Source organism: Streptomyces dysideae (genome assembly GCF_001514305.1).
GTDB classification, from domain to species: domain Bacteria; phylum Actinomycetota; class Actinomycetes; order Streptomycetales; family Streptomycetaceae; genus Streptomyces; species Streptomyces dysideae.
Map to the genome: position 1 here is coordinate 669,829 of NZ_KQ949076.1, position 22,892 is coordinate 692,720.

Here is a 22,892-nt window from a genome sequence, read left to right on the forward strand (position 1 = left end):
GGCCTCCCCGTGAACTGGCAATTATCGTTCCATCGTTGTGAGTTGTACCCATGATGACGGCCCGGCGCGAGAGCCGCCCGGGAGCCCTCGGCCGACAGCGGAACACACCGTGCGCGGTTCGAGGCGCAGCCGGAACAGCGGGTGGGGCCGAGTCGACGGCATCACCGAGCTCCGCCCGGACGTGGTCAGCGGTTGTGGGGCTGACCGAGCCGAAGCGGTTGACGGACGGGCCGCCACGCCGCCGCCGAAGGCCGACAGCAGCGCGAGTGCCACAGGGTGATCGGGCACGCGCACGGGCACCGTCTCCAGTCCACCAGTGGCTTCGAGGGGCACTCGTCGGCCGCGCCGCAAGACCAGCGTGATGGGGCCCCGGCCATAGTGTTCGGCCAGCAGACGCGCCGTCGCAGGCACCTTCTCGACCCGGTCCTCCAGTGTTCCGCGCCACCGATATGGACGATCAGCGGGTGGGGGGGCGGGCGCCCCTTGACCTGGAAGAGGCGCGCGACGGCGGCGGGATGTTCGGCAGTGGCGCCCAGACCGTAGACGGTTTCGGTCGGGAGGGCCACGAGGCACCCAGCGTGCAGGACCTCCAGCCGCCTTCTCGATGTCACTGGTTGATGCGATCACCCCTCGCAAGCCTCCCGCTGTCCTGCTCTGCCACGACCGACGGCACCGCGTGAGTCAGGACGTCTCGGCTTGGGTCGGCAGGCGGGCATCTGGCCACCGTTGGCGGTGAGCGACCGGGCGCCACCATCAGGACTGGCCGGGCAACGCGGTACTGCCGATTCCCGTCAGCGCATCGCGCTGAATACGACAGCGGCGGCCAGCCCTCCGAGCAGGGCGCCGACCACCGTCTGGGCGGCAGTGTGGTCGCGGAGCGCGACGCGGGACCAGCCGATTGCCGCGATGCCGAGTACCAGCGGTGCCATGCTGGCGCCATAGGCGAGGAGCAGGATCACGACCACTCCGCCGGCAACGGCAGTGTGGACCGAGACCTTCCACCAGACGGTCACCATCATGGTTGTGATGAGACCGACGAGCATGGCGACGACCAGGGCGAACACCTCGCGGGGCGCCTGGAGAACGACGAGCAGCGAGATGCCGATCAGTACTGACGCCATCGTGGCGAGGAGGGGCACGGCGCGCTGTTCGCGGACTCGTACGTGCTTGTCGGTCCAGTGGCCGCGCTTGACGCCGAGCATGATGACGGCGAACGGGATACCGCCGCAGAACAGGGCGGCCAGCATGCCCCAGCCGAGCCCTGTGACGCTGCTCGTGCTGTGCCAGCCGATGATCAGCAGTATCGCGATGACGAGGTTGGCCGGCGCGAGGGTGTCGGTGATGAGGCGGGCTGTGCGGGACTCGGTCACTGTGTCGTCTCCAGCGTTCGGGCGTGGTCGAGCTTGGTAGCGAAGGTGCGGGTGAGGTCGGAGTCGTAGGCCCTGGCTAGTTGCTTGAGCGCGTGGATCTCGCTGGGCAGATCTCGGCCGCCGCTGGCGGGCGGGAGGGCCTCGCCGGACGAGGGCTCGTTGTGCTGCCGGGCTTGTTGGGCGCCGATGATCCAGCAGGCTTCGGAGGCGATGTCGGCCTGGGCTCCGATGAGGCCAGAGGCAGCGACGTGGGCGCGTGCCTGGTCGCGCAGGCTGCCGGGGGCGTGGTCGCTGAGGGTCAGGACGGCGTCTCGGATCTCGATGGTGCGGCGATAGAGCCGGTCGTGAACGTGACGGGGGTGGAGCATCTCGGAGGTTCTGCGCCGTGGCGGGTCGAGGCGGACGGAGGGGACGGCCTCCGTGAGACTGAGCCAGAGCGGGTAAAGCTGCAGCAGGTCGCGGTATTCGCGGCTCCAGCGGCGCAGGCGTCCGGATGCGGGCAGCGTGCTGCCGGTCATGATGAAGAGCAGCGCGCTGAAGAGCAGAAGACCGCTGATCGTCTCGCTCGTGCTGGCCGGAACAGGGCTCTGTCCCAGAAATGCCAGGATCACGGTGGCAACGCGGTGCGCGGCGTAGACGATGCCGATGGTGGTGCCCATGCCGGTGAGACGCAGGCCGCGGCCGAGGAGGCCGGCATCTGGCTGTCGTCCCCAGCGCCAGCACAGCCGGGAGGCGCTGAACAGTGCCGCCCCGAGGTATGCCGTCCAAACGGCTCCGTAGGTGGCGATGCGCCAATCGGCGGCGTAGTCGGTCAGCAGGTCGACCGCTTCGTGCGGCTGAGGAGTGGCGAAGAACAGCACCGTGATGATGGCCGCTGCGGTGGTCGGGATAACGAGGTGCAGGCGGGAGGATTTCAGCCCGGCTGCCTTCTCTTGGGCCATGTCATGGACGAAGGTCAGCACCGCATGCGCGGCAACGATGCAGCCGAGGTGCTTGCCCAGGGCGCTCAGGTTGTTGATCCCGAGTGCGGCGTCTATGGGTGCGGCGATGGAGGGCACTCTGAGCGTGATGGCGACGGCGAGGGCGAGGAAGGCGGTCCACAGGGCCCGTTTGCTGGAGTCGCGCCATGCGGCCGGGGTGCGCCAGGCGGTGACCAGCCACAACAGGACCGCAGGAAGTATGTCGATCATTCCCGGGCGCTCTTATGAGTCGCTGAGCGCGTCGCCCAGGCGCCGCAGGACACTGCTGCGCGGCGTCTTGCTGGTGCGGGAGGCGGCGGCTTTGCCGGCGATCAGCCCTGCGAGACGCTCGGCGTCCCGTTCGTCCTCGGTGCCGTAGCTGGCCCTGGTGAGGAGACTGACCACAGTGGCGGGGTCGATGTCCGGGAACAAGCCGCCGCTGTCTGTCTGGACGCCGTCGAGGATCGAGCGGTGGCCCAGGAGCATGTGACCGATTTCGTGCAGGATGATGTGGTCCTGGTGCAGCGGGCTTGTCGCCGCCTCGTGGAAGATGTGGTCGGCCTTCTCGGTGGCGATCCATACCCCGCATGGGGCGTCGGTGCCGGAGATGCCGGGGACGCTGTGCAGATGGAGCGGCCGGCCTCGCTGCGCCGCGATCCGGTCGCAGAAGATCTGGACGTCGAACGGGTCTGGGATGTCGATCGAGGAAAGCACGTCCCCGATATCCGGGCGGTCTCGGCGTCCGTCGCCCGGCTGCTGTCTTCGACTACGCAACGGCAACTCGACTCCGCAGGTGGCGCTGTACCCGTCCGCGACAGAGGCGGCACCGGAATCCAACGTTCCGGCACAGGAACGATACGACAACCTTCAATCGAATATGCCAGGAGCATGCTCAACTTACACTCACCGCCACAGTGAGCGATAAGTGAGTCTGATGCGCTATTACTTGATCAAGGCTGAATCGCGCGGCGATTGGCGCGGGCACCGCACTCAAATTCCATGCACCGACCCGCAGAGTGATGTGCGTCACAATTTCCGCCGGTCGCACCTCTACACCTGGACGTCGACCCGCCTTTACTGACTGGACGCCTCGCCGTCGGCTAGCCCCTCGAGCTCGCGGGCCCGCTCAATAAATCCCTTGATCGTCTTGAGTGTCGCCACCGACAGGCCGGAGGCCCTGGTGGCGACCTCGACCACATCGTTGTCCCGCATGGTCTCGATCAGTTCCAGCTGAGCAGCAATCCGCTCGGAGGACTCGTCGTTGAAGAAGTAGGCGGGGGCGACGCCGAAGAAGCCGGCGAGGGCCTCCAGGTGCTTCATGGTCGGGTTGTCCTTCTTGCCCTTCCGAAGGGTCCAGATGTAACTCGCCGAGATGGTAGGCCCCCCCGCCTCCTGGATGGCCTGTGCCACCTCTTCGTAGGTGTACTCACCGCGGTTCTTCGGGTGGATCGTCTTGAAGAGGTGGTCGAGCTTCTCCGCGAGGGTGCGCTGCTCCGCCGGCGCTCCTTCGCTCATACAGGCCCATCCTTCGGTGACTCACAGGGGATCTTCGACTGGCGTGAACGATACACCGACGGGCGCGATGATTCCATTCTTGCCAGTTGACGTGATCCATCTTTGCTGGTCTATTGTCGTCGCAGACGCATCGACTGGGGCGAATGAGGGGGCCGCGGCCTCCAGAGTTCTGATGGACGGGGAAGGGGACGCCGTGCGGATAGTGCCGCTCAAGGGCTTACCCGCAGCGCCCGGTCACGGCCGACAGGTCGCGCGGACCACCTCACGGCCACGAGCCGGCGTGTAGACGACCTAGCCGGCACGCATGTGCCTTGGCTCTGTGGGGCCCAAGAGGTACGTGGCGGAGTTCTTGCTGCACGCCGCGATCCGACCAGCCACGTGCCTCCGTCACCCAGGCTGGCTTCACATGGCTGCCCCATCGCCCGCCCCTGGCCGGGTATCGGCTCAGGCCGCCTCACGACAAGTTGTAGAGGATTCAAGAGCTAAGTCTGGATGTCGTGGCAGGCCACACGTATGTTTCTGGTCCCCCGCCGGGCATCCGCCCGGCGACCCATGCGAAGGGAGGCGCCTGTGAGGCGCGCACCACCCGCTAGAGCGGGTCACGGCCCGGTGAACGCCGACGGCGCCTGAGAGCGGGAACTCCCAGACGCCGAACGGCTGTAGGACACCCGCGCCCCGGGAAGGGCGCGGAGATCACCCAACGAATCCGTTCTGGTCCCTTTCCACCAGCACCGGAACGGATCCTGCTTCGAGGGAGAGTTTCGCATGCCGACTGCCCTGCGTGAAAGGCCGAAGACCCCGGCCTGCGCGGCAGCCTGTGCCCCTTCGGTCCCTATTCGCCGAGCGCCGGCGCCGGACCGCCCGTCGGTACGCCGGTGCGGGGGTGATGCCTGATGGCACGCATCCGCACCGTCAAGCCCGAGATGTTCGAGTCGGAGTCGCTGGCCGAGTGCTCGGTGACCGCCATGCTCACCTTCATCGGGCTGCTGACGCAGGCCGATGACTCCGGCCGTCACCGCGACCACCCGGCGATCATCGCCGGTCGGCTGTGGGCTCTGCGACCGGAGCACACGGCCGCCCACGTCGCCCAGGACCTGGAGGAACTGGCCGCCGCAGGGCTGATCTGCCGCTATACCGGCTGTGACGGGCGTACGTGGCTGCACGTCGTGACGTGGGAGCAGCACCAGAAGATCAACAAGCCCACGGCATCCCGTGTGCCGCGCTGCCCCGGTCACCAGGGGAATCAGCTGTGCGGCAAGTGCCAGACCAGTGATTGCCCAAGGGCGCGCACGGAGGTTTCCGTGACGTCTCCCGGAACCCTCCGGGAGGACTACGGGAGCCCGCAGGGAGCGGTGCACGGCCCCGTTCCCGCCGTCACCGCCCCTGCCGAGTCCACCGCCGCCGCCGGCGAGTCTGCGTCTGGGCCTCCCGACGGGCGCGCTGCCCCTGCTGCGGCACCGTCCGGGAAAACTGCAGGTCGGGCGGCATGCCCGGAGGACTCCGGGAGGACTACGGGAGGAGTACCGGAGGGCTCCCGCTCTGGATCTAGGATCTTGGATCCTGGATCTTTCCTTACGGGGCGCGAGGCGCCCGCACCCGACGCCGCCTCCGGATCGGTCTCCGCCAAGGAACTGGTGGCCGAGTACATCCGGGACTGCTCGCGCCGACCGCCGGAGGACTTCCTCGGGCTGCTGGGGCGCAAGGTCAAGGTCCTGCTGGACGAGCGCTTCGAGCCGCAGGACATCCGCGTAGCCCTGGAGCGGCTGCGGGCCAAGGGGCTGCACCCGAGCGTGCTGCCGAGCCTGGTGAACGAGGTCGTCAACGCTGCCCCGCAGGCTGCCTCGGTGCCGTCGTCCGCCTCCGGCGCGGGGCCCTGGGCCAGCACCAGCACGTCCCGCTACACGCCGTACCTCAACCCGACCGAGCCGACGACGTTCGGAGGCCGCCTGTGACCCGCGCGCACTTCGCCGACCCGCAGCCCGCCATCGGGGAGCGGCTCCGTGCCCGCCTGGAGGCGAAGCTGGCCGAGCGCGGCATCGACCCGACCGCGCCGCTGCCGGACACCCCGGAGCCGATCCCGGCCCTGGAAGCCGCCCAGGAGCGCATCCCGGTCGACTACCGCGACGCCGTGGTCGAGCACCCCGACGTCGCCGCCTGGGTGCGCACCATCACCGAGGCAGCCGTCGAGCCGAACGCCGGCGGGCTCAACCCGCACTTCGGCACGGCCGGGCGCCGGCGGATCGCGCACGGACCGTCGCTGCTGCTGTGGGGCGACACCGGGGCCGGCAAGACCCACCAGGCGTACGGGGCGATCCGTGCCCTGACCGCCGCCGGGTGTGGCGTGAGCTGGCACGCGACCACCGCCGCCGACCTGTACGCCGACATGCGCCCGCGGGCCGGTGTGGACCCGGAGCACATGCTGCGCCGGATCGTGCGGGTGCCGCTGCTGCTGCTCGATGACCTCGGCGCCGCCAAGGGCTCGGAGTGGACGGAGGAGATCACCTTCCGGCTGGTGAACTGGCGCTGCCAGAACCGCCTGCCGACGATCTTCACCACGAACCTGCCGCCCGTACGCGACCGCAGCGTGCCCCCTCAGCAGCCGGTCCTCCGCGACAAGATCGGCGACCGCGTCCTGTCCCGCCTGTCTGGCATGTGCACGCCGGTCCACTTCACCGGCCCGGACCGCCGCTTCCTACGCCGCTGAAGCCCTGCCCCCTCCCCCAGACGCCACCTCCGGTGCGGCACCGCCGCGCCCTCACCCCGCCTCATCACCGCGCCGCGGCGTATCCGCCCACCGTCGGCACCGCGTGCCCCACCGAGGCGTACCCGGAGACTTCCTTGCGCACCATCACCACGAACGACACCGCGCGCCCGACGCTGCGCGGGATCGCCGACCACAGCTGGCACGCCCGGGGCCTGTGCTACGGCATGCCTGCCGAGGACGCCGATGAGCTGTTCTTCCACGCTCCCCGCAGCCACGCGGCCATCGCCGAGGCCAAGTCCATCTGCGCCCGGTGCCCGGTCAAGAAGGACTGCTTCAACTACGCCCTCGACAACGAGATCCGCCACGGCATGTGGGGCGGGCTGACCGAGGCCGAACGCCGCCCCTGGCACGCCAGGGTCAGCAAGCGCCTGGACTACAGCCGGGTGCTGGCCGCCTTCCAGGGGCGTGACGTGCACCTCAGCGAAGCCGAGCGCGAAGCAGTGGTCCGGCACGCCTACGCCCGCGGTTGGACGGTCGAGCGCCTCGCCTACGCGCTCCAGCTCGAACTCGAGTGGGCCAAGGACCTGATGCGGCAGGCCGCTCACGACGTCACGGATCGCGACCGCTACTGGGGCCTGTACGACGAGGAGACCGACGCCACCGGCGAGGAGCACCCCGAGGACGAAGGGGAGGACGGCGACGAGTCCGAGGTGACCACCTCGCCCGTGCCCCGCCAGGTCCACACCACCGCCCTGATCACCGCGCTCGGAAAGGCTGCATGACCCACCCCACCGCTGCACCTCCCGCCGCAGCCGCTGCCGGACGGAGCGAAGAAGCGCCTCACGATCGCAACCACCCCGACGAAAGAGTCCAGCAGGTGGGCACCACCAAGACCCAGCGCATCCTGATCGTCGTCGGCGCCACCCTGGTCACCGTCGTTGCCATGGCTGCCAGCGCCGACACCCTTGCCGCCCTTGGACGCGCCGTGGGCTGGGGCGCCGTGCTGGCCTGGTCGCTCCCCGTGAGCGTCGATGCCCTGGCACTCGTCGCCGGCCTTGCCTGGATCGCGGCAGGCGTCGGCCGAAAGCTCGGCCAGGTGCTGACGCTTACGACCGTCGCGGTGTCCGTCATCCTCAACGCGGTCGGCCACCTGGTGTCGACCGGGCACCTCAAAACCAGCCCCTACCTGGTGATCGCCGTGTCGGCCGTGCCACCACTGGCCGCCGCACTGGCCGTCCATCTCGGCGCCACGGTCAACGCGGACCGGACCCTGATTCCAGCCCAGACCACTGCGTCAGCCAAGACCGGCCCCGGCACACCTCGTACCCCCGGCAACGACGAAGCCGTGCCCCTCGCGCGGGCCAGCGCGGACCACCGGCCTCCTGCTGACAGCACTGGCGGACCAGCGCACCAGTCTGGTCCGGAGCACACGGTCCAAGGCCATGCCGGGGACCAGGCAGGTGGGCAGGTTCGTCTGCGGACCACGGACCAGCCGACGGGCTCCGATCCCGCGGACCACGACGCTGAGGCTCCGGACCAGCGGACCAGCGCCGCCCCGGACCACGCGGGCCAACCTGCGGACCAGGCCACTGGTCCCGGTCTGCAGGAGACAGTCCGCGAGGAGCGGACCAGCAACACCGCAGGTCACGCAGCTGCCGAGCCGAAGCGGCCCGCGGACCACGAGCGCGCAGACCACGTCGGCGGACCGGTCGATGAGGCCGATCGGGAGGGCACGGACCACGGCTCACCTGCAGACCAGATGCAGGCCCAGGACCACCCGCAGGACACGGACCTCACTCTGCGCACCACGGGCCAGTCGACACAATCCGCTCCCGCGGACCACGACGGTGAGGCGCCGGACCAGCGGACCAGCCCTGCCCAGGACCACGCTGACCAACCTGCGGACCAAGACGAGGACGACTCCTCCGGTGGTCTGCAAGGTGCGCGGACCACGCGCCCGCACGGTGCCCCGCCTGCGGTGCAGACCGCCCCGGCGGACCAGGACGACGACGTCCCGTGGGAGGTGAAGGTCGAGGTCGCCCGCAAGGCCGCCCTCGCAGAGGGGCGGATGACCCGCAGGGCCATCCGGCCACACCTGCGCAAACACAACATCAAAGTCAGCAACGAGCTGTTCGGCGAGCTCCAGGCCCACCTGTACGCCGACCCCACGCTCGCGCACCTGCCCCGCACACCGAGGAAGACCCGATGAAGACTTGCGCATCCTTCGACCGCATCAAGAGCGGCTACGAGCGGGACATCACGTACCTGGGCAACCACGCCAGGGTCCACGAGGGCACACGGGCGGGGAAGGTCAGCGCGACAACCGTCCACGGTGTCAAGAGCCGCATGGCCAGAGCGCTCAGCAGGCACTACGAGCGCTGCCCTCTATGCGGCTGACACCCGCATAGCCGCAGGTCATACCCCCTGATTCATCCCTCTGACGCGGTGGTCCGGACTTGTGCCGGGCCGCCGCCCGGCCATGGAGAACCCGCCATCCACTCCCGCAAGCACCGCACGTCCCTCCCGACCGGCGCCGAGGCAGCCGCCTGGGCGGACGTCCTGGTCCGCCACCAGCTTGTGCACGCGGCCGTGTTGGCCCCGACCGGCCAGTGGCTCGTCCAGCACTGTGCCGAATCGCCCGTCCGCGTCCTAGATGGGCCGGCCGCCATGGTCGAACTCGTAGCCGAAATCCAGCACCAGATGCGCACCACGAGGCACCGAACCCGATGACGAACCCGACGACAAACCCCACCCCAGCGCCAGGTGAGCCCGAAACCAACTCGGCCTCGACGCGAGCAAGTTGTTGCGACTGTATTACTCCCGTCGGGAGTAATACAGTCGCGTCTCCCGCCCCGGGGGTGGCGGGAGAGGTCCAGCGCCAGGGGGCACTGGACCGTCCGGATGCGACCGAGGGCGGCTCGCATCCGAGGGGGGAACCGACCCACCCGTGTCACAACCCCCACTGCGCGCACAGCACCCCGCACCAGCCGCCCGCGCGTAACCGCCCGCGCAAGACCAGCACCAGCAGCCGTACGCACCTGATCGCCAGCCGCTTCAACAACGAAGAGAAACAAGCCCTCGTTGACGCCGCCGCGGCGTGCGCCATGACCCCGTCCGGCTTCCTCGCCCACGCCGCCCTCAGCGCCGCCCGTGACCTCACCCGCACCGCCGCCGAGGTAGCCGGCGAACGCGAAGTGATCGCTGAGCTGTTCAGCCTGCGCCGCCATCTCGCCCAGATCGGCAACAACCTCAACCAGGTGGCAAGGACCCTGAATTCGGGTGCGGACGCACCGCACGCCGAAGCTGTTCTCCAGGCCGTGCATCGCGCCGCGAAGCGGGTGGACGCCTTCACCCAGCACCGGCTGGACCACCAGACCCGAGCCGCATGATCCCCAGAGTCCACGCGCGCGGGAAGCGCACCATCGGCCTGCTCTACTACCTGTACGGACCGGGCACCCACGAGGAACACGTCGACCCCCACCTCGTCGCCGCCTGGGACGATCTCGCCCCCGACCCCGGACGCGACCCCAACGCCACCTACGGTGACCTGCAGCGGCTCCTCGACCAGCCCGTCGACATGCTGGCCAAAGAGGACCGGCCCATCAAGCACGTGTGGCACCTGTCCGTGCGGGCCGCGCCGGAGGACCCGATCCTCAGCGACGAGCAGTGGGGCGAGATCGCCCGGCGAATGGTCTCGGCCACCGGCATCGCCCCGGACGGCGACAGCGCGGGCTGCCGCTGGGCGGCCGTCCGCCACGCCGACGACCACATCCACATCATCGCCACCATCGTCCGCGAAGACGGGCGCCAGGCGCGGCTGCGCTACGACGGCAAGCGCTCGCAGGCCGAGGCCCGCAAGATCGAGGCCGACTACGGGCTGCGGTGCCTCAACGCCGGAGACGGGACCGCCGCCAAGCGGCCTACCAGCGCCGAGCGCCACAAGGCCGAACGTGAGGGCCGTGGACGGCCCGCCCGCGAGGAGCTGCGCGAGACTGTGCGGCAGGCAGTGGCCGGAGCCACGAGCGAGGCGGAGTTTTTCGACAGGCTGGCCGCCGCCGGCGTGCTGATCCACAAGCGCGTCGCACCGTCCGGTGACCTGCTCGGCTACAAGGTCGCCCTCCCCGATGACCGCAACAAGGACAAGGAGCCCGTGTTCTATTCGGGCTCCACGCTCGCCCCGGACCTGTCTCTGCCCCGCATCCGCCAACGCTGGTCCGGCAACGACACCTCCCGCGCGGCCGGCGAGGCGCTGTCGGACCATGACTCCGGCGCGGTCCCAAACGGTCCGGCTACGGCGCGGCGCAGTGCGGCCACGGCGGCATGGCAGGCGCTGCTGGTCATCGACCAGGGCGACGACGCGGTGGTGGCCGCGCAGATCGCCGCCGCCGGGGAGGTCCTCGACGCGCTCGCCAAGACCTCCGCCGCTCACACCCGTGCCCAACTGCGTGAGGCGGCCTTCGCGTTCGAGCGGGCCACCCGCTCCCACATCCGGGCCGAGCGCGGGCACGACCGTGCCCTGCGCCAGGCCGCCCGCGACCTCGTCTACAGCGGTCCCGCGCTCGGCCGGGGGGAGGACGGGGCGACCACGGCGATGCTGATCGACATGGCGTTCTTCCTGGTCACCGCCGCCGCCCATTGGCACGGGAAGAAGCAGCACGCTCAGCAGGCCGCCGCCGCCCGTGAGGCTGCCGAGCACCTGCGCGCCGCCTACCAGGCCGCTGCTGGCATGCCAATCGGCGTGCTCTACCAGCGGGGCCGTCGCCTGTCCCAGCCCCTGCGGCACAAGCAGATCGCCTACCTGCGCCAGGCGGTGCCCGAACTAGCCGAACAGGTCCTGGCCGAGGCCGGCTGGTACGCCCTCGCGGCCACGCTCGCCGACGCCGAGAGCGCCGGACACGACCCGGCCGCGCTGCTGGCCGAGGCCGCCGAACGGCGAGAGCTGGACACCGCAGGCTCGATCAGCGACGTACTGGTCTGGCGACTGCGCCGCATGGCCGACCTGCCGGCCGACGCCTCGACAATGCCCGAACCCGGCGCCACTGCAGCAGCCCAGACCCGCGGGCGTACTGCGCAGGCTTCCACTCGCCGGACGGACCGGCCACGCAAGCCTAGGTGATTCTGAAATTTCAACGTTGCGGCAGGTCAGACGCTTAGGGCACTCTCCATGTGCCCGCCAGACGACACAGGGATGGAGACCCGCATGTTCCGACGCCGTGCCCGCGACGACCGGGAATTCCGCCAGGCCCAGCGTGAGGCGCTCGCGCTGCGGCAGATACACGCCCAAGAGCCCTGGCCGTCCGACACCATCCAGACCAAGGCTCCGGCCGCGGACAACGGAGAGACAGTGGTCCCGGACTTCCCACCGGCCGACCTGCGGGCGCCGTCGAGGCACGACGTCGAGGGCGTGATGATGCGCTGGATGCCCCCGCTCGTCATCGACGGCGAGGTCCACGCCTGCCCGCAGTGCGGCACGTATCGGGACTGGATCGTCTTCAACATGAACGACGACTCGGTGTGGCTGCGCTGCACCGCCGGCCACCAGGTGATGGAACCGCGTCTGGACGCCGCCTGGTTCAACCGCAACTGCGGTCCCGTCGACCACTGGCACCCCACCCTGGAGGACGGCCTGCGCCACCTCGGGCACTAAGCCCCTCGAAACCCCTACCCCTTCGCATCCGCCGGCAACTGGAGGACCGGCCCGGTCAGACCGTCCGCACCGCGCCACTTAGGGGTTTCCACGTGCGCCTTCCCACCACGACTGTCCTCAGCCTCAGCCTCGCCGTACTCGCCCTGGCGGGCTGCTCCAACAACACAGCCGCCGCCCCCAACCCGACGTCCTCCACCGCAGCGACGGGCACAAAGGAGCACAACAACCCGGCGGCCAAGCCCATGTCCTCGGCTGCGCTGGCCAACCGACTCCTTGACGAGAGCGACTTGGGCGAGGGCTACACCCGTAGGCCGGAGACTACGGCTCGGCACGACGACGTCACCGTGATCGGCTGCCCGGCACTGGCCAAGCTCGGCGGCCAGACCGCAGTCGGCAGCAGCCTCGACTTTCCCCGCTCGGCGAAGGTGTCCTTCACCTACGCCGGTTCCAGCGGCTCGGAGGTGTCCGAGGAGCTGTACAGCGACACCCCCGCAAAGCTGTCCACGGGCGTGACCCGGATCTTCAACGCCATGACGTCGTGCTCGACCTACCAGGTGTCAGTGGGCAGCACGCTCATCGACATGCAGGCCCAGAAGACCAGTGCGCCCCGGCTCGGTGACGAGCAGTGGAGCCAGGTGCTCAACTACAGCGCCGGCGGACAGCGAAGCGTCGTCAAGCAGACGGCGATCCGCACCGGCGCGATCCTGGTGGTCGTCTCCGGATCGCCCGCCCTTGTCGACGCCCACCTCGCAGCCGCCGTACGAACGGCGCTGGCCCACTGACCCAGGCAAACCCTCCTGCCCCGTCCGTCCCTGCCTCAGGGGAGGACGGGGCATTCGTCATCCGCTACTACCGTAGTGTCCCCAGACAACTGCACACCGTCACAACGGTGATGCGGCCCCGGCCTCGGGCTCGGCGCCATCCGGATCTGTCGTACGAAGAGAGGTCACCGGCGTAGCGGACCGTCAGGCGAAGACCCGTGGGTGTTTCGCGTTCGTCACCATGCCTCGCCGTGAGGTCGTGCTGTAGTTGCGAGACGACAAGGCCGCCATCGGATGGCCTGGGCACTAGTCTATGCCCGGCGACGGAGCGGAGGCGGACGAGACGCCGCTCGAGACGATCCTGCGTGAGCTGCTGGAGGAGACCGGCGTCGTGCCGGACGCGATCGAGGAGGCCGCAGTCACCGCGTACGAGAAGGGCAAGACTCCTCCGCACGTCTTCGTGGCGGCATGGGACGGCGCCGCGGACGAACTCCTCCTCGGCGAGGGCCAGGACCTTCGCCTGTTCCCGCTCGACGCCCTGCCCGATCCGATGCCTCCCCATGTCCGACACTACGTCGAACAACTCGCACGGCGCCTGCCGCCACGAAGCCCGTAAGACTGCTCTCACCACCACCGGCACCGTCCGGGCGCCCGGTGGACATCTGCAGCACGCGGCGCTCCCCGACCGCATGGGAAAAGGGCCCGGTTCCCTCACCTTGCCGAAGATGAGGGAACCGGGCCCTGGTGTTCTGGGCCTTGGCGGTTGGCCAGCACAGGCGCTATCGGAGCAGGCCGGTGCCGCGCCGCCGTAAGGATCAGGACAGCCGGGGCATGCCCGCCTCCGGCGGCTGCGGCCGTTCGATGACGAGCAGGCGGTCGTGGTGGATTCCTAGCTCCACGATCTCGTCTTGACCAGGGAGATAGACGAGGGCGGCAAGCCGTCGGCCCCGGGCTGGGTGGGTAACGGTCAGGACGTGGTGCTGGTCTGGGCAGCCCGACACCGTATAGACGTCACCGTTGTTGAGGTCTGCGGCGCGGCCGGAGAAGGTCTCCACGTTCCGGCGCTGGTGCCACCAGCGGGCGCGTGACCGCATGCGGGGCAACACCGTGCTGCGCCGGTCGCGCTCGTTCCTCCAGGCACGGCGGCAAGGGGCGCATTCGGTGCTGGCGTCGGGGTTCGGCCCGGACAGCAGCGTGCCGCACCAAGCGGTGCCGGAGGCGGCATGACGGCGGTGCCCGGTGACGAGGTTTCCGCGGCCGTTGGGCGCCCACAGCACGTCCTCGTCGCGCGGGCAGGATCCCTCAAAGAGCAAGCTCACCTCGCCCGCGAGGCGGTGGAAGCGTTCCAGGGCCGCCGCGAGCGACGAACAGTTGGCGCATACCCGACGGGCCGACGTCGGGCGCGCGTCAAGCGGCTTGCCGCAGTAGCCCAGCAGATGGCCGGGGATCGGCCGGTGAGCGGTTGCACTCTTCCCGGTGCCGACAGCGGGCCGGAGATCCGGTTCGCCGCCGGGGTGCGGGTGCGTGGTGAGGATGAGCCAGGCACGCGTACAGCTCTGGCACAGCGAGTGTGCCGTGTTCTCCGCGATCAGCGCGAGGTCGGTCGCGTGCGTGGCGCACACGGTCAGCGGCTCGGTGCCGACCATGACGCCGTGGTGGGCGGTCCCGTTTGTCGGAGAGATGGACAGCCGGATCAAGGGCAGGGGCAAGCAGACCTCCAGGGGATGAGACATCGGGTGGGTGGCGAGCGGTGTCGTCAGTCGCGGCGGACGACGGTGAGCCGCTCCTGCGCGACGTCCGGCAGGGTGCGCCGCGGCACCGGGACCGGGGAGGCGAGCGAGGCGGCGAAGACAGCAACCAGGTCGTGCGGGACGCTGGCGCTGAAGCTGGTGCACCACAGATACGGGGCGCCGAGGACGGGTTCCGCCCATGCCTGCCAGCCCACCAGGTCGGGGCGCGGGTCGGCGTCCTGGATGAGCGGGGGCAGTTCCTCCAGCGACACGCTGGAGGCGAAGCCGGGGTCCGTGGCGGTGGTCGTGGGGCGGTCCACGTCCCTCATCCAGCCCTGAGCGACGAGCGCGGCCAGGACCGCCTCCGGCTCGCCGAAACCCGTGTCGGGCACATCGCGGGTGTCGAGCGCGATGAGGAGGTCGGCGAGTGCCTCGTGGGGGACGCCGGTGGTGAAGTAGGCGTTCCACTCAGTCAGGGCGCTGTCGGAGTGCGGGCGAGCGGACAGTTGCCAGGCCACAGGCAGGCCGCCGAGTTCGAAGGGGTAGCTGGCGAGGATCCACTCGGCGCCGCGCAGCTCGTCCGGGCTCACGTACAGCAGGGTGTGGCGGGAGGTTGGCCACAGGCGCCAGCCCATGCCGGTCAGCAGGTCGCCGATCCGCTCGGCGAGAGCGCCGTCGTCGCCGGCCAGATGGCGCGGGGTGACCCAGTACACCGGGTCCGGCGAGTGCGGGTGGGAGGGTTCGTGGGGGTGGTGCGGGTGCAGGGGCGCCTCCGTGCGGTCGTCGGTGGTTCAGCTGCCGCCGTCGCGCGGCGAGGTCGCCGTGCGACGGCGTCGTGAGGGGGCCTCGGTCGGCTCGTGCCAGGTGAGCGCGACGGCGACGTCCGGCGGCAGGTGGCCGATCTGTTCGGCGTCGTTGGTCTCGGCGATGAAGACCAGCGGGTTGCCGTTCTCGTCCTGGGAGGCGATCACTCCGCCGATGCGGTGCGCCATGGGGAAGAGCGGGTTGATGGCGAGCCGGGCTGGCGCGTCACGGTCACAGGCGGACAGAAGGCCGATGACGTCGCCGACGGTCATCTCGGGCAGGTGCGGGTCTTTCACAGCTTTCTCCTCTCGGTAGCGGACAGGGGTGGCCGGCGTCGGGCAAAGCGGGGCAGGCAGTTGTGACGACGCGATGGTGTGGCTACCGGGCCAAAATGCCGTTCACTGCGGCTGGGCGGTGGCCAGGACCTGGGCCACGGCGGCGGCGACGATGTCCGCCGGGGTCTCGGTGTCGAACGACATCCGGTACCCGCGGGTCTTCGCAGTGCCCGTGACCGCGATCACCCAGCCCTCACCGTCGGTGCCGGGACGGCCCGTCGGGAACCAGCCGAGGTAGAACCTGCCGTCTTTGCTGTTCACATGGACATCAGCGCGGTCGTCCACGACCAGCTTGAAATCGACGTCCGTGAACTGGTCGATCACCAGCATTGGTTGGCCGGGACCGAGTTTCCAGGAGTGCAGCCGCAGCGCCTCGACAGTGGCGGCGAATCCGGGCTGGGCCACGTCCAGGGCCACAGGCATCACCTCTCTGACCTGGGGTTTTTCCGGGAAGGCGTCTACGTTGACATGCCCCAGAAGCGTTGGCCAGTCATTCCGGGATCTTTCCTGTCTGCCACAGGCGAACTGTTGACCGCTGCCACCCTGTGGGATCTCAAATCCCGTAGCCGAATTCCACGGCCAATGGCCACTCGCTGGCCGACCGGCCACGGATCTGAGATTGGCACCGCCGCAGTGACGGACGCGCCGATCGATGATCTTGTAAAGGCGGAGGTAGCGGAGTACGAACCGCGGCGGCACGGGACTGCGAGGAAGGCCGTTCCGCTGACCGTGGTCATGGACGGCTGTCGCCGCAACGCGATCCGAGGGCGAAAAGGTCAGCAGACCCGAGGCAGGCAGAGCGTCTTGGCCGCCCTGCCCGTCCAGGTACCGCTACCTCGGCGAAGTTGAGTCGGCGACGTAGACGATCCGGATGCGGACCGCCCAGGCGACCTCCATTGCTTAATTGGGTTTACGACCGCGCGTTGAGGCCCCTGGGCGAGAGGTTCGGCCCACCCCCGCGCGTGCAGGGCGCACAAGCCGCGACCTGCCCAGGTTCGAAATAACAGCAAGAAGCACGGACCACCCCCGCGCGTGCGGGGAGCGCGCTACAGTGCTTGAGGTGGCGACGCTTATAACTTGACGCATGTCCCACGATTGAATGAGCGGCGTCGGGTACATAGTTTGCCGCCGACGAAAGAGCGGGATCACGCCCGGCAAGGCGTGACCCCGCGAGGACGGGTTCGCGAGACCCGCCCAACTGGCCGCGCATGCGGTCAGCGAAGGGTGACCAGGGACCGGCTACAGGCCATGGCGCCTCCTCCAGTCGCTGAACCAGTCGGCAACAGCTCGACCGGCCAGCGCCGACAGGAAGGTGATCAAGACCTTTGCTGGTCCCTTCCCCTTGTCGCGAGACTCCCCGCCGTTCATATGTGCCTCCAATGCACCAGTGGGAGTGGCATGACCACGAACTCATGTGCTGGTACTTGGAGTTGCACGCGTCGGACGGGCCGACATCGCAGAGACGACGATATGCCTTGCCGTCGAGCCGGAGGCCCACCTTCCCGGGAAGTCCTGAATTTCACTCCTTCTCCTATATGCAGCCATAAGCACCCTTACATTGCGCACTCGATGCGCCACCACGCGCGTACAGCGCGCGATCGAGAGTCGAGGCAATCTTCCATACCGGGAATCTTCACAAGCGGAGGGAGGATGTTCGCCCTTGCACCGAATGTCAGCGCCTCCTCTTACGATCCTCGCGGTTGATCAGGAGGAGGGCGCGTGGTGGATGTAATCCGTCGCGGAGAGCGGGGCAAGCAGAAGACGTGGCAATGGGTCATGGTCCTGACGGCGCAGCGAGGACTCTGCACGTACTGTGGCCGGTCGCCTGCTACGACGATCGACCACGAAGAGCCCATCGCTGATGGGGGAGCGGACATCTGGTGGAATTTCGTTCCGGCCTGCGATGACTGCAATCGCTGGAAGAGGGGCCGTAGTGCCAGGCGCTGGGTAGCGGACATGGACCTGCATCACAGGTATCCGAAGGTGGGCTTTGCAACGCGGGCTATGCCGCCCGCGGTCTACGCCGGCATCACGAGGCGTGTGGAGCGTGTCCAGCGGGAGATAGCGGACATGGATCGCCGTGAGTGGTTCCGCCTGCACTATGGGAGTGAGCGGCACCGGAACAGAAGCGAACTGTCCGAGATCCTTGCGCGCTGCAAGGCGGAGTTACGGGGGTACCCGCACTATCCCTGGCGCACGCCGAGGCTCGGCACGTCACGGAATGTCTGTACGCGCTTGATGTGCTGCGGCTACCAGCACCCGAAGGCTGAGTACATGGTGGCCTTCCTGGAGCGTGAGGAGCACGACGCCTTCCGACGAGCCGTCTTCAACGAGCGCGCCCACGAGGGGGATGTTCTGGGTCGGCTCATCAGGGAGTACCTCCTTGGCAAAGGTTGTGGCGACGACGGCGCGGCGTAGTCATGCAGGGTGAGATCAACCCCGACGCTCCGCCAGTGACCTGCGTCAGCGCAAGGTGAGAAGGAGCAGAGGAGCGCCCGGGACCTGCCCTCGACAAGCGGCGTCCTGGCCAACATGACTTACTGTCTGCTGATGGCCTGGCGGCCCGGCCTCACTTCAGGTGCCGGGTGAAGAACTGGGCCGCAGTATCCCCCGCGAACTGCGGGACGCCGGTGTGCCCACCCATGTTGGCGTGCAGCGTCTTCTCCTTGGAGCCGAAGGCGTCGAACAGGTCCAGGGCCGCCTGCCTGTCGTTCCCTTCGTCGTCCCACTGCAGCAGGACGTGCAGCGGAATGGTGACCTGGCGGGCCTCCTCGAACATGGCCCGAGGCACGAAACTCCCGGCGAAGAAGCCGGCGGCCACGATGCGCGGCTCGACCACCACAAGGCGAACGCCGATGGAGATCACTCCCCCCGAGTACCCGACCGGGCCGCCGATCTCGGGTAGCGACAGGAGGGCGTCAAGGGCGGCCTGCCATTCCGGGACGGCCTTGTCGACGAGCGGGAGGATGAGGGCGTCGATGATCTCGTCGCTGACCGGCTCGCCGGCTTCTATAGCCCGGCGCAGGTCGGCGCGGGCGTGCTCGGCGGCGGCCCAACGGGGCCGCTCACCGCTCCCGGGAAGCTCGATGGTGGCCGCGGCGAAGCCATCCGCTGCGGCGTGCCGGGCCCGCGCCACCAGTCGGGGATACATCTTGAGCAGCCCGAGCGGGGGGTGGCCGAGCAGGATCAGCGGCGCCGGTGCGGATGCGGGCGTCCACAGGATGCCGGGGATCTCGCCGAGGGTGAATTCGCGTTCGAGGACGCCGTCGTCGAGGTGCTGTTCCGAAGTGAACTGAAGGACCATGGTCGTCGTGCCTTACGGGAGTGCGCTTGAACGGCGCTCCCGGACGACCTATCGCCCGACCGTGACCCCGCAGGAGAGCACCCATGTCGATACGTTCACGGGTACCACCTCCTCGTTCTCTCGCACGGCCTCCGCGAAAGTAGCAGCGACCGCCGTGGACCGCCAATCGGTTTTTGCCCGGACTCCGTGGCCGGGTAGCAGGAGCCAGAACACCACGCAGAGTTGCCTTGGGGCCTCATCGCGGCTTCCCGAGGCGAGGCCCAGCGACAGCGGGGCGCGCTGGGGGCGCTGTGCCCAGATGAAGGGCAGCAGCGCAGCGGGAGCCTACGCGGCTTGACTCCTCCATCGGGAAGCCACTGGGTCTCGACGTCGTCGCGGAACTGAGTGGCGGCGCAATGCCAGGACACAGGATGCTCCGTCGTGATCGCCATGTCGTTCGATGACCTGATCAACGCGGAGCGCCCTGCCCTGGAGGCTCACGGCGCCGTCAAGAACGAGCCCTACAGCGCAGAAACGTGGAAGCCCTGGTTCGACGCTGCCGCGGATTTTCAGGCCAAGGTGACGAAGTACGCGAAAGAGCAGGGCGTGGACCGGGTCTCCGTCGAGATGGACGTGAAGAAGGCCGTCCGCCATCCCGCGGAGGACGCGCCGTAACGATCAAGCTGGACGCCCGCTGCGTGTTCACGCTGGACGACGGCGGGCAGCAGCCGGTCCTCCGCGTGCACGACGACACCAACGTCCGTGTACCAGCGGGCGGTGCGGTCAACGTGACGGGCAGAGATGGGCCGAGCCGTACGGCACCCTCGCCCTGGGGCGCCGGCGGCGAGAAGGCAGCCGGTGATCTCTCCGGGCGAGTGCTCCATTGCATCGGCGTCGTGCCCCGTAAAGGACCATCGGCCGCTGCCGCCCCTGAACGACGAGTCGTACGGGGATCTCGCCGGGCCTGAGAGCTCAACCCCCTGCAGCGCCGCCCCGGGGCTCGACCGGAGCCGGTCGCGTCAGCTCCACGGAGCCGGCACGGAAGTCGTACCGGATGCCGCCGAAGATGGTGTCCGGCCGCCGGCCCGCTGAGCCACCGCAGAGGTAGGCGATCACGGCGCTGCCGAGCCACTCCCTGCGCATGTGGTGCTCCTGGACCTCGGTGTGCATGAGTTCCCGCGCCCAAGCGGACAGCCTCCCCTCTGGGGTGACTAGATCGTTGAGGAGGGTGTCCAGGGCCGCATATTGCTGGTCAAGCACGTCGCGGTGATATCGGACCAGGCGCTCGACGGCCGGTGCCCCACCCTCTCCGGCAGCCTCGCGAAGGTCGGACTCTTGTACGCATCCTTCATGTAGCTCGTACTTGCGGTCGACGTAGGCGGCGACCTGTCGACGGTAGTTCTCCGGCACGTCCTTGTAGGGGAAGTCGTGCCAGCCGGCGTGGAAGAGGTCAGCGTGCCAGGAGGCGTCGCCTGGTCTGGGTCTTAGGCGGGTTTCGGCACTCCCCATCGTGACCGAATGGAGATCGTTGCCCACCTCGCAGTAGCTGGCGCCAGGGGCAAAGTGCTCCAGGATGCATTCCTTCAACTCGTCCATGTCGCCGGACCAGCACTTAACCAGCTCAGCTGAAGCACTCGCTACGGGGCGCTGGTGCACGACCAGGCTCAGGTGGGAAATGTCGATAACGGATTCGGGCATGCTGGCCCCTCGGGAAACACGGACACCAGGTGGGCGCTGTTGTGCGCAGTGTCTCGGGTTTACGTGCAGAAGATGTCTCCGTAGACCGCGACACGCATCCCGCGTCGTCCGGACGGGTGACTGGGGATCAGCCGATGGCCGGGGAACTGCCTGACCGTACACGCCATCATTGCTGGCGTAACCGACGACGAGCGGCAGCTCGTTTAGGTCACCAAACGGTCGCCAATCAACGCATACCGCAAGGCAGTTCGGACAATCGGCGATCTCCCGCCTCACTGGCCGATGATCGTAGAATCACCGCATGTCGGTCGTCTCGCACCTGTACCACGGTGAGTTGAGTGACTGGTGCGAGGCGCGGCTGCCCGGGTCGGCCGAGGCGGCCCGGCAGATGACGGCTCAGGTCCGGGACCGTTTCGTCACGCGCCCGGAGGGAGCGGTCGACAGACATCACTGGAGCCAGGCCGGCCGGGCCTTCACGCTGCGCCTGGCCGCGCTGATCCAGCCCGCGCCACCGTATGCGGCACTGCTGGGACTGGCCGGCGCGGGGCTTGTCTCGCGCTCCTGGGCAGATGCGCAGGCGGCGCGCTATCCCACCCATGCCGGTCTACCTGAGGACCGCCGCGAGCGGGCACTGGACATGCGTCCGACGCCGAGCGGCTGGATCGACCTCAAGACGGCACGGGACGCGGGAGCGACGGTTGGCATGGTGTTCACCTCAAAAGAGGGGGGACACCGCGGTTTCTCGCGTCCCGGCCTGCCGGACGAACCGGTGCTCGGCGAGTTGTTCAACCGGATGCGCGACTACTTTGCCGCGCATGCCCCGCTCGGACGGCTCGGCGGTCCGGGGTCGGAACGGGGCCTGGCCCGACTGTGCTGGATCCTCGCCGCGTTCCAGTACGCCTATCGCAACAACAGCATCGAGCACCCGCTGTTCCGAGTGTTCCGAGAGGATGTTCCGAGCGTCGAGGAACTGCACGGTAGCGCGCACGACGAGGTAATCGCCGATCCCCTGGCCCTCACGCAGCGGCTGATCGCCTCGGGTGCCCTGGAACAGATGCGCCGCCTGGCCGGTGATCCGCCCATCGGCACGCCCTGGGGCATCACCTGCCCGGTGATCTTCGATCACTGGGACGATCACACCTTCGTCCTCGACGGCCCGGACGGCGCGACCCTGCTGGAGATCGCGAGCGTGGTCACCGCCGACGTCGCTACCAGCCGGGCACGCCGCCGCATCTGGAAGCTGCTCGCCGGCGCGTGGCTCGACACTGCCGACACCTTCCGCATCCGCACCGTCGCCGTGTACTTCGCGCGACACGGCGTACTGGTCGTCTGGCCGGTGGCATCCCTGACCGAGCTCCTGCTGGAGGGTCGCGACCACCAGGAGGCCAGGAACGAGTTCGTTGGGCTGGCGACATGCCTGCGCGACAAGGACCGCGCCCGCCGATCCGCGTGGCGCGCAGGCCGTGACCTGTAGCAACCAGCAGGGCATGTCCGGCTGTTGCTCGCGGGAGGGGAGAACCCACCGCCATCGGAGTCCAAGTCACCGCACCCACCTCGGCCGCCCAGCATAGGTGTCGCAGAGTACGAAATCAGGGCATGCGAAGGCCCCAGGAATCCGCCCGCGGCTCGGATCCCTGGGGCCTCACCTCGTGAGTCAGGTTCAGTCAGTCCTCGGACACGTCGCCGTCGGGACGACGTCGGCGTGCTGCCAGGACCGCGCCGCCGCCCGCGGCGATCAGGAGGCCGGCACTGCCGAGCAGCCACGGGGTGGCGTCGGCGCCGGTGTGGGCGAGCGTGCTTCTGGGAGCTGGCACCGAGGTGCTCGATGCGGCCTGGCGCGCGCCCTGAACGTCGGACGCTGAGGCAGACGGGGAGGAGGCGCTGCCCTCCGTATCAGCCTCGTCCTGAGTCGGGTTGTCCGACGTCGGCTCGTCCTGGTTCGGCTCGTCGGACGGCTTCTCTGAGAGATTGGGCTTCGGCGTCGTGCCGACGGCTTTGGTGTTGGTGATGGTCACGGTGACCGGGCTGCCGGGCTTGGCGCTGAAGTTCTTCGAGGGCTTGTAGAGGTCATATCCGGCGGGTGCCT

The 22,892-nt window shown here is 68.9% G+C and carries 24 protein-coding genes and 2 pseudogenes; 14 read left to right on the top strand and 12 right to left on the bottom strand.

Translation table 11 applies throughout. The features are described 5' to 3' along the window. Positions 1–151 precede the first annotated feature (151 nt). From AQJ91_RS48870 to AQJ91_RS06200, 5 genes and pseudogenes are all read right to left on the bottom strand, one after another. Positions 152–627: pseudogene (locus AQJ91_RS48870) on the bottom strand (L-threonylcarbamoyladenylate synthase); the annotation flags it as partial. A 164-nt stretch (positions 628–791) separates the two neighbouring features. Next, positions 792–1,370, bottom strand: a complete 579-nt coding sequence (locus AQJ91_RS06185) for a hypothetical protein (protein ID WP_067017142.1) — start codon at positions 1,368–1,370, stop codon at positions 792–794. Further along, positions 1,367–2,560 carry an MAB_1171c family putative transporter gene (locus AQJ91_RS06190; RefSeq protein ID WP_067017144.1) on the bottom strand — a complete coding sequence of 398 codons (1,194 nt, stop codon included), beginning with the start codon at positions 2,558–2,560 and terminating at the stop codon, positions 1,367–1,369. Before AQJ91_RS06190 ends, AQJ91_RS06185 begins: the two co-directional genes overlap by 4 nt. Before the next feature lie 12 nt (positions 2,561–2,572). After that, complete coding sequence (locus AQJ91_RS06195; protein WP_199847859.1) at positions 2,573–3,043, bottom strand: hypothetical protein; 471 nt, start codon at positions 3,041–3,043, stop codon at positions 2,573–2,575. Positions 3,044–3,403: 360 nt separating this feature from the next. Further along, entirely contained in the window at positions 3,404–3,844 is a 441-nt protein-coding gene (locus AQJ91_RS06200; RefSeq protein ID WP_067017146.1) for a helix-turn-helix domain-containing protein, read from the bottom strand. A gap of 893 nt (positions 3,845–4,737) precedes the next feature. Between AQJ91_RS06200 and AQJ91_RS51865 the strand changes: the two genes are divergently transcribed. The 10 genes from AQJ91_RS51865 to AQJ91_RS06255 all read left to right on the top strand — a co-directional run bounded on the left by AQJ91_RS51865 (position 4,738) and on the right by AQJ91_RS06255 (position 13,572). Next, positions 4,738–5,796 carry a hypothetical protein gene (locus tag AQJ91_RS51865; protein ID WP_199847860.1) on the top strand — a complete coding sequence of 353 codons (1,059 nt, stop codon included), beginning with the start codon at positions 4,738–4,740 and terminating at the stop codon, positions 5,794–5,796. Further along, positions 5,793–6,548 carry an ATP-binding protein gene (locus AQJ91_RS06210; RefSeq protein WP_067017149.1) on the top strand — a complete coding sequence of 252 codons (756 nt, stop codon included), beginning with the start codon at positions 5,793–5,795 and terminating at the stop codon, positions 6,546–6,548. The genes AQJ91_RS51865 and AQJ91_RS06210 overlap by 4 nt, the downstream gene beginning before the upstream one ends. Before the next feature lie 32 nt (positions 6,549–6,580). Further along, a complete protein-coding gene (locus AQJ91_RS06215) occupies positions 6,581–7,330 on the top strand; it encodes a WhiB family transcriptional regulator (protein ID WP_324617973.1) in 750 nt (249 codons plus the stop codon). Positions 7,331–7,425: 95 nt separating this feature from the next. Next, a complete protein-coding gene (locus AQJ91_RS06220) occupies positions 7,426–8,757 on the top strand; it encodes a DUF2637 domain-containing protein (RefSeq protein ID WP_067017151.1) in 1,332 nt (443 codons plus the stop codon). Beyond that, the gene (locus AQJ91_RS06225; protein ID WP_067017153.1) at positions 8,754–8,945 is read left to right on the top strand and encodes a hypothetical protein; all 192 of its coding nucleotides are present in this window, start codon (positions 8,754–8,756) and stop codon (positions 8,943–8,945) included. Before AQJ91_RS06220 ends, AQJ91_RS06225 begins: the two co-directional genes overlap by 4 nt. A 461-nt stretch (positions 8,946–9,406) precedes the next feature. Further along, positions 9,407–9,937 carry a plasmid mobilization protein gene (locus tag AQJ91_RS06235; RefSeq protein WP_067017157.1) on the top strand — a complete coding sequence of 177 codons (531 nt, stop codon included), beginning with the start codon at positions 9,407–9,409 and terminating at the stop codon, positions 9,935–9,937. Then, the gene (locus tag AQJ91_RS06240) at positions 9,934–11,664 is read left to right on the top strand and encodes a relaxase/mobilization nuclease domain-containing protein (protein ID WP_067017158.1); all 1,731 of its coding nucleotides are present in this window, start codon (positions 9,934–9,936) and stop codon (positions 11,662–11,664) included. Before AQJ91_RS06235 ends, AQJ91_RS06240 begins: the two co-directional genes overlap by 4 nt. Before the next feature lie 84 nt (positions 11,665–11,748). Then, complete coding sequence (locus tag AQJ91_RS54340; protein ID WP_067017160.1) at positions 11,749–12,195, top strand: hypothetical protein; 447 nt, start codon at positions 11,749–11,751, stop codon at positions 12,193–12,195. Between the two features lie 92 nt (positions 12,196–12,287). Then, a complete protein-coding gene (locus tag AQJ91_RS06250; RefSeq protein ID WP_067017162.1) occupies positions 12,288–12,977 on the top strand; it encodes a hypothetical protein in 690 nt (229 codons plus the stop codon). A gap of 292 nt (positions 12,978–13,269) precedes the next feature. Beyond that, complete coding sequence (locus tag AQJ91_RS06255) at positions 13,270–13,572, top strand: NUDIX domain-containing protein (RefSeq protein ID WP_234381827.1); 303 nt, start codon at positions 13,270–13,272, stop codon at positions 13,570–13,572. Between the two features lie 199 nt (positions 13,573–13,771). On the opposite strand, the gene AQJ91_RS06260 is transcribed toward AQJ91_RS06255, so the two are convergent. From AQJ91_RS06260 to AQJ91_RS06275, 4 genes are all read right to left on the bottom strand, one after another. After that, entirely contained in the window at positions 13,772–14,665 is an 894-nt protein-coding gene (locus tag AQJ91_RS06260; RefSeq protein WP_067017165.1) for a hypothetical protein, read from the bottom strand. A 47-nt stretch (positions 14,666–14,712) separates the two neighbouring features. Further along, on the bottom strand, positions 14,713–15,399 hold the full coding sequence (locus AQJ91_RS06265; protein ID WP_079084704.1) for an SPDY domain-containing protein: 687 nt from the start codon (positions 15,397–15,399) through the stop codon (positions 14,713–14,715). 78 nt (positions 15,400–15,477) lie between these two features. Continuing rightward, complete coding sequence (locus AQJ91_RS06270) at positions 15,478–15,786, bottom strand: hypothetical protein (protein ID WP_407696826.1); 309 nt, start codon at positions 15,784–15,786, stop codon at positions 15,478–15,480. 102 nt (positions 15,787–15,888) lie between these two features. Then, on the bottom strand, positions 15,889–16,248 hold the full coding sequence (locus tag AQJ91_RS06275) for an SPDY domain-containing protein (protein WP_067017169.1): 360 nt from the start codon (positions 16,246–16,248) through the stop codon (positions 15,889–15,891). 1,353 nt (positions 16,249–17,601) lie between these two features. On the opposite strand from AQJ91_RS06275, the pseudogene AQJ91_RS58130 reads away from it, so the two are divergent. Further along, positions 17,602–17,736: pseudogene (locus tag AQJ91_RS58130) on the top strand (HNH endonuclease); the annotation flags it as partial. Positions 17,737–17,781: 45 nt separating this feature from the next. Further along, on the top strand, positions 17,782–18,243 hold the full coding sequence (locus tag AQJ91_RS06280) for a hypothetical protein (protein WP_067017171.1): 462 nt from the start codon (positions 17,782–17,784) through the stop codon (positions 18,241–18,243). A gap of 151 nt (positions 18,244–18,394) precedes the next feature. Here the strand turns inward: AQJ91_RS06280 and AQJ91_RS06285 are convergent, their stop codons facing one another. Next, complete coding sequence (locus AQJ91_RS06285) at positions 18,395–19,129, bottom strand: hypothetical protein (protein ID WP_067017173.1); 735 nt, start codon at positions 19,127–19,129, stop codon at positions 18,395–18,397. A 429-nt stretch (positions 19,130–19,558) separates the two neighbouring features. Here AQJ91_RS06285 and AQJ91_RS06290 point away from each other — a divergent pair, with 429 nt between their 5' ends. Further along, the gene (locus tag AQJ91_RS06290; RefSeq protein ID WP_234381828.1) at positions 19,559–19,783 is read left to right on the top strand and encodes a hypothetical protein; all 225 of its coding nucleotides are present in this window, start codon (positions 19,559–19,561) and stop codon (positions 19,781–19,783) included. 297 nt (positions 19,784–20,080) lie between these two features. Here AQJ91_RS06290 and AQJ91_RS06295 read toward each other — a convergent pair whose 3' ends face one another. Next, positions 20,081–20,806 carry a hypothetical protein gene (locus AQJ91_RS06295; protein ID WP_067017175.1) on the bottom strand — a complete coding sequence of 242 codons (726 nt, stop codon included), beginning with the start codon at positions 20,804–20,806 and terminating at the stop codon, positions 20,081–20,083. Between the two features lie 301 nt (positions 20,807–21,107). On the opposite strand from AQJ91_RS06295, the gene AQJ91_RS06300 reads away from it, so the two are divergent. Further along, the gene (locus tag AQJ91_RS06300) at positions 21,108–22,280 is read left to right on the top strand and encodes a hypothetical protein (protein ID WP_067017177.1); all 1,173 of its coding nucleotides are present in this window, start codon (positions 21,108–21,110) and stop codon (positions 22,278–22,280) included. 190 nt (positions 22,281–22,470) lie between these two features. Here the strand turns inward: AQJ91_RS06300 and AQJ91_RS06305 are convergent. After that, the coding region (locus tag AQJ91_RS06305; RefSeq protein ID WP_159054495.1) for an LAETG motif-containing sortase-dependent surface protein at positions 22,471–22,892 on the bottom strand (422 nt) is incomplete at its 5' end.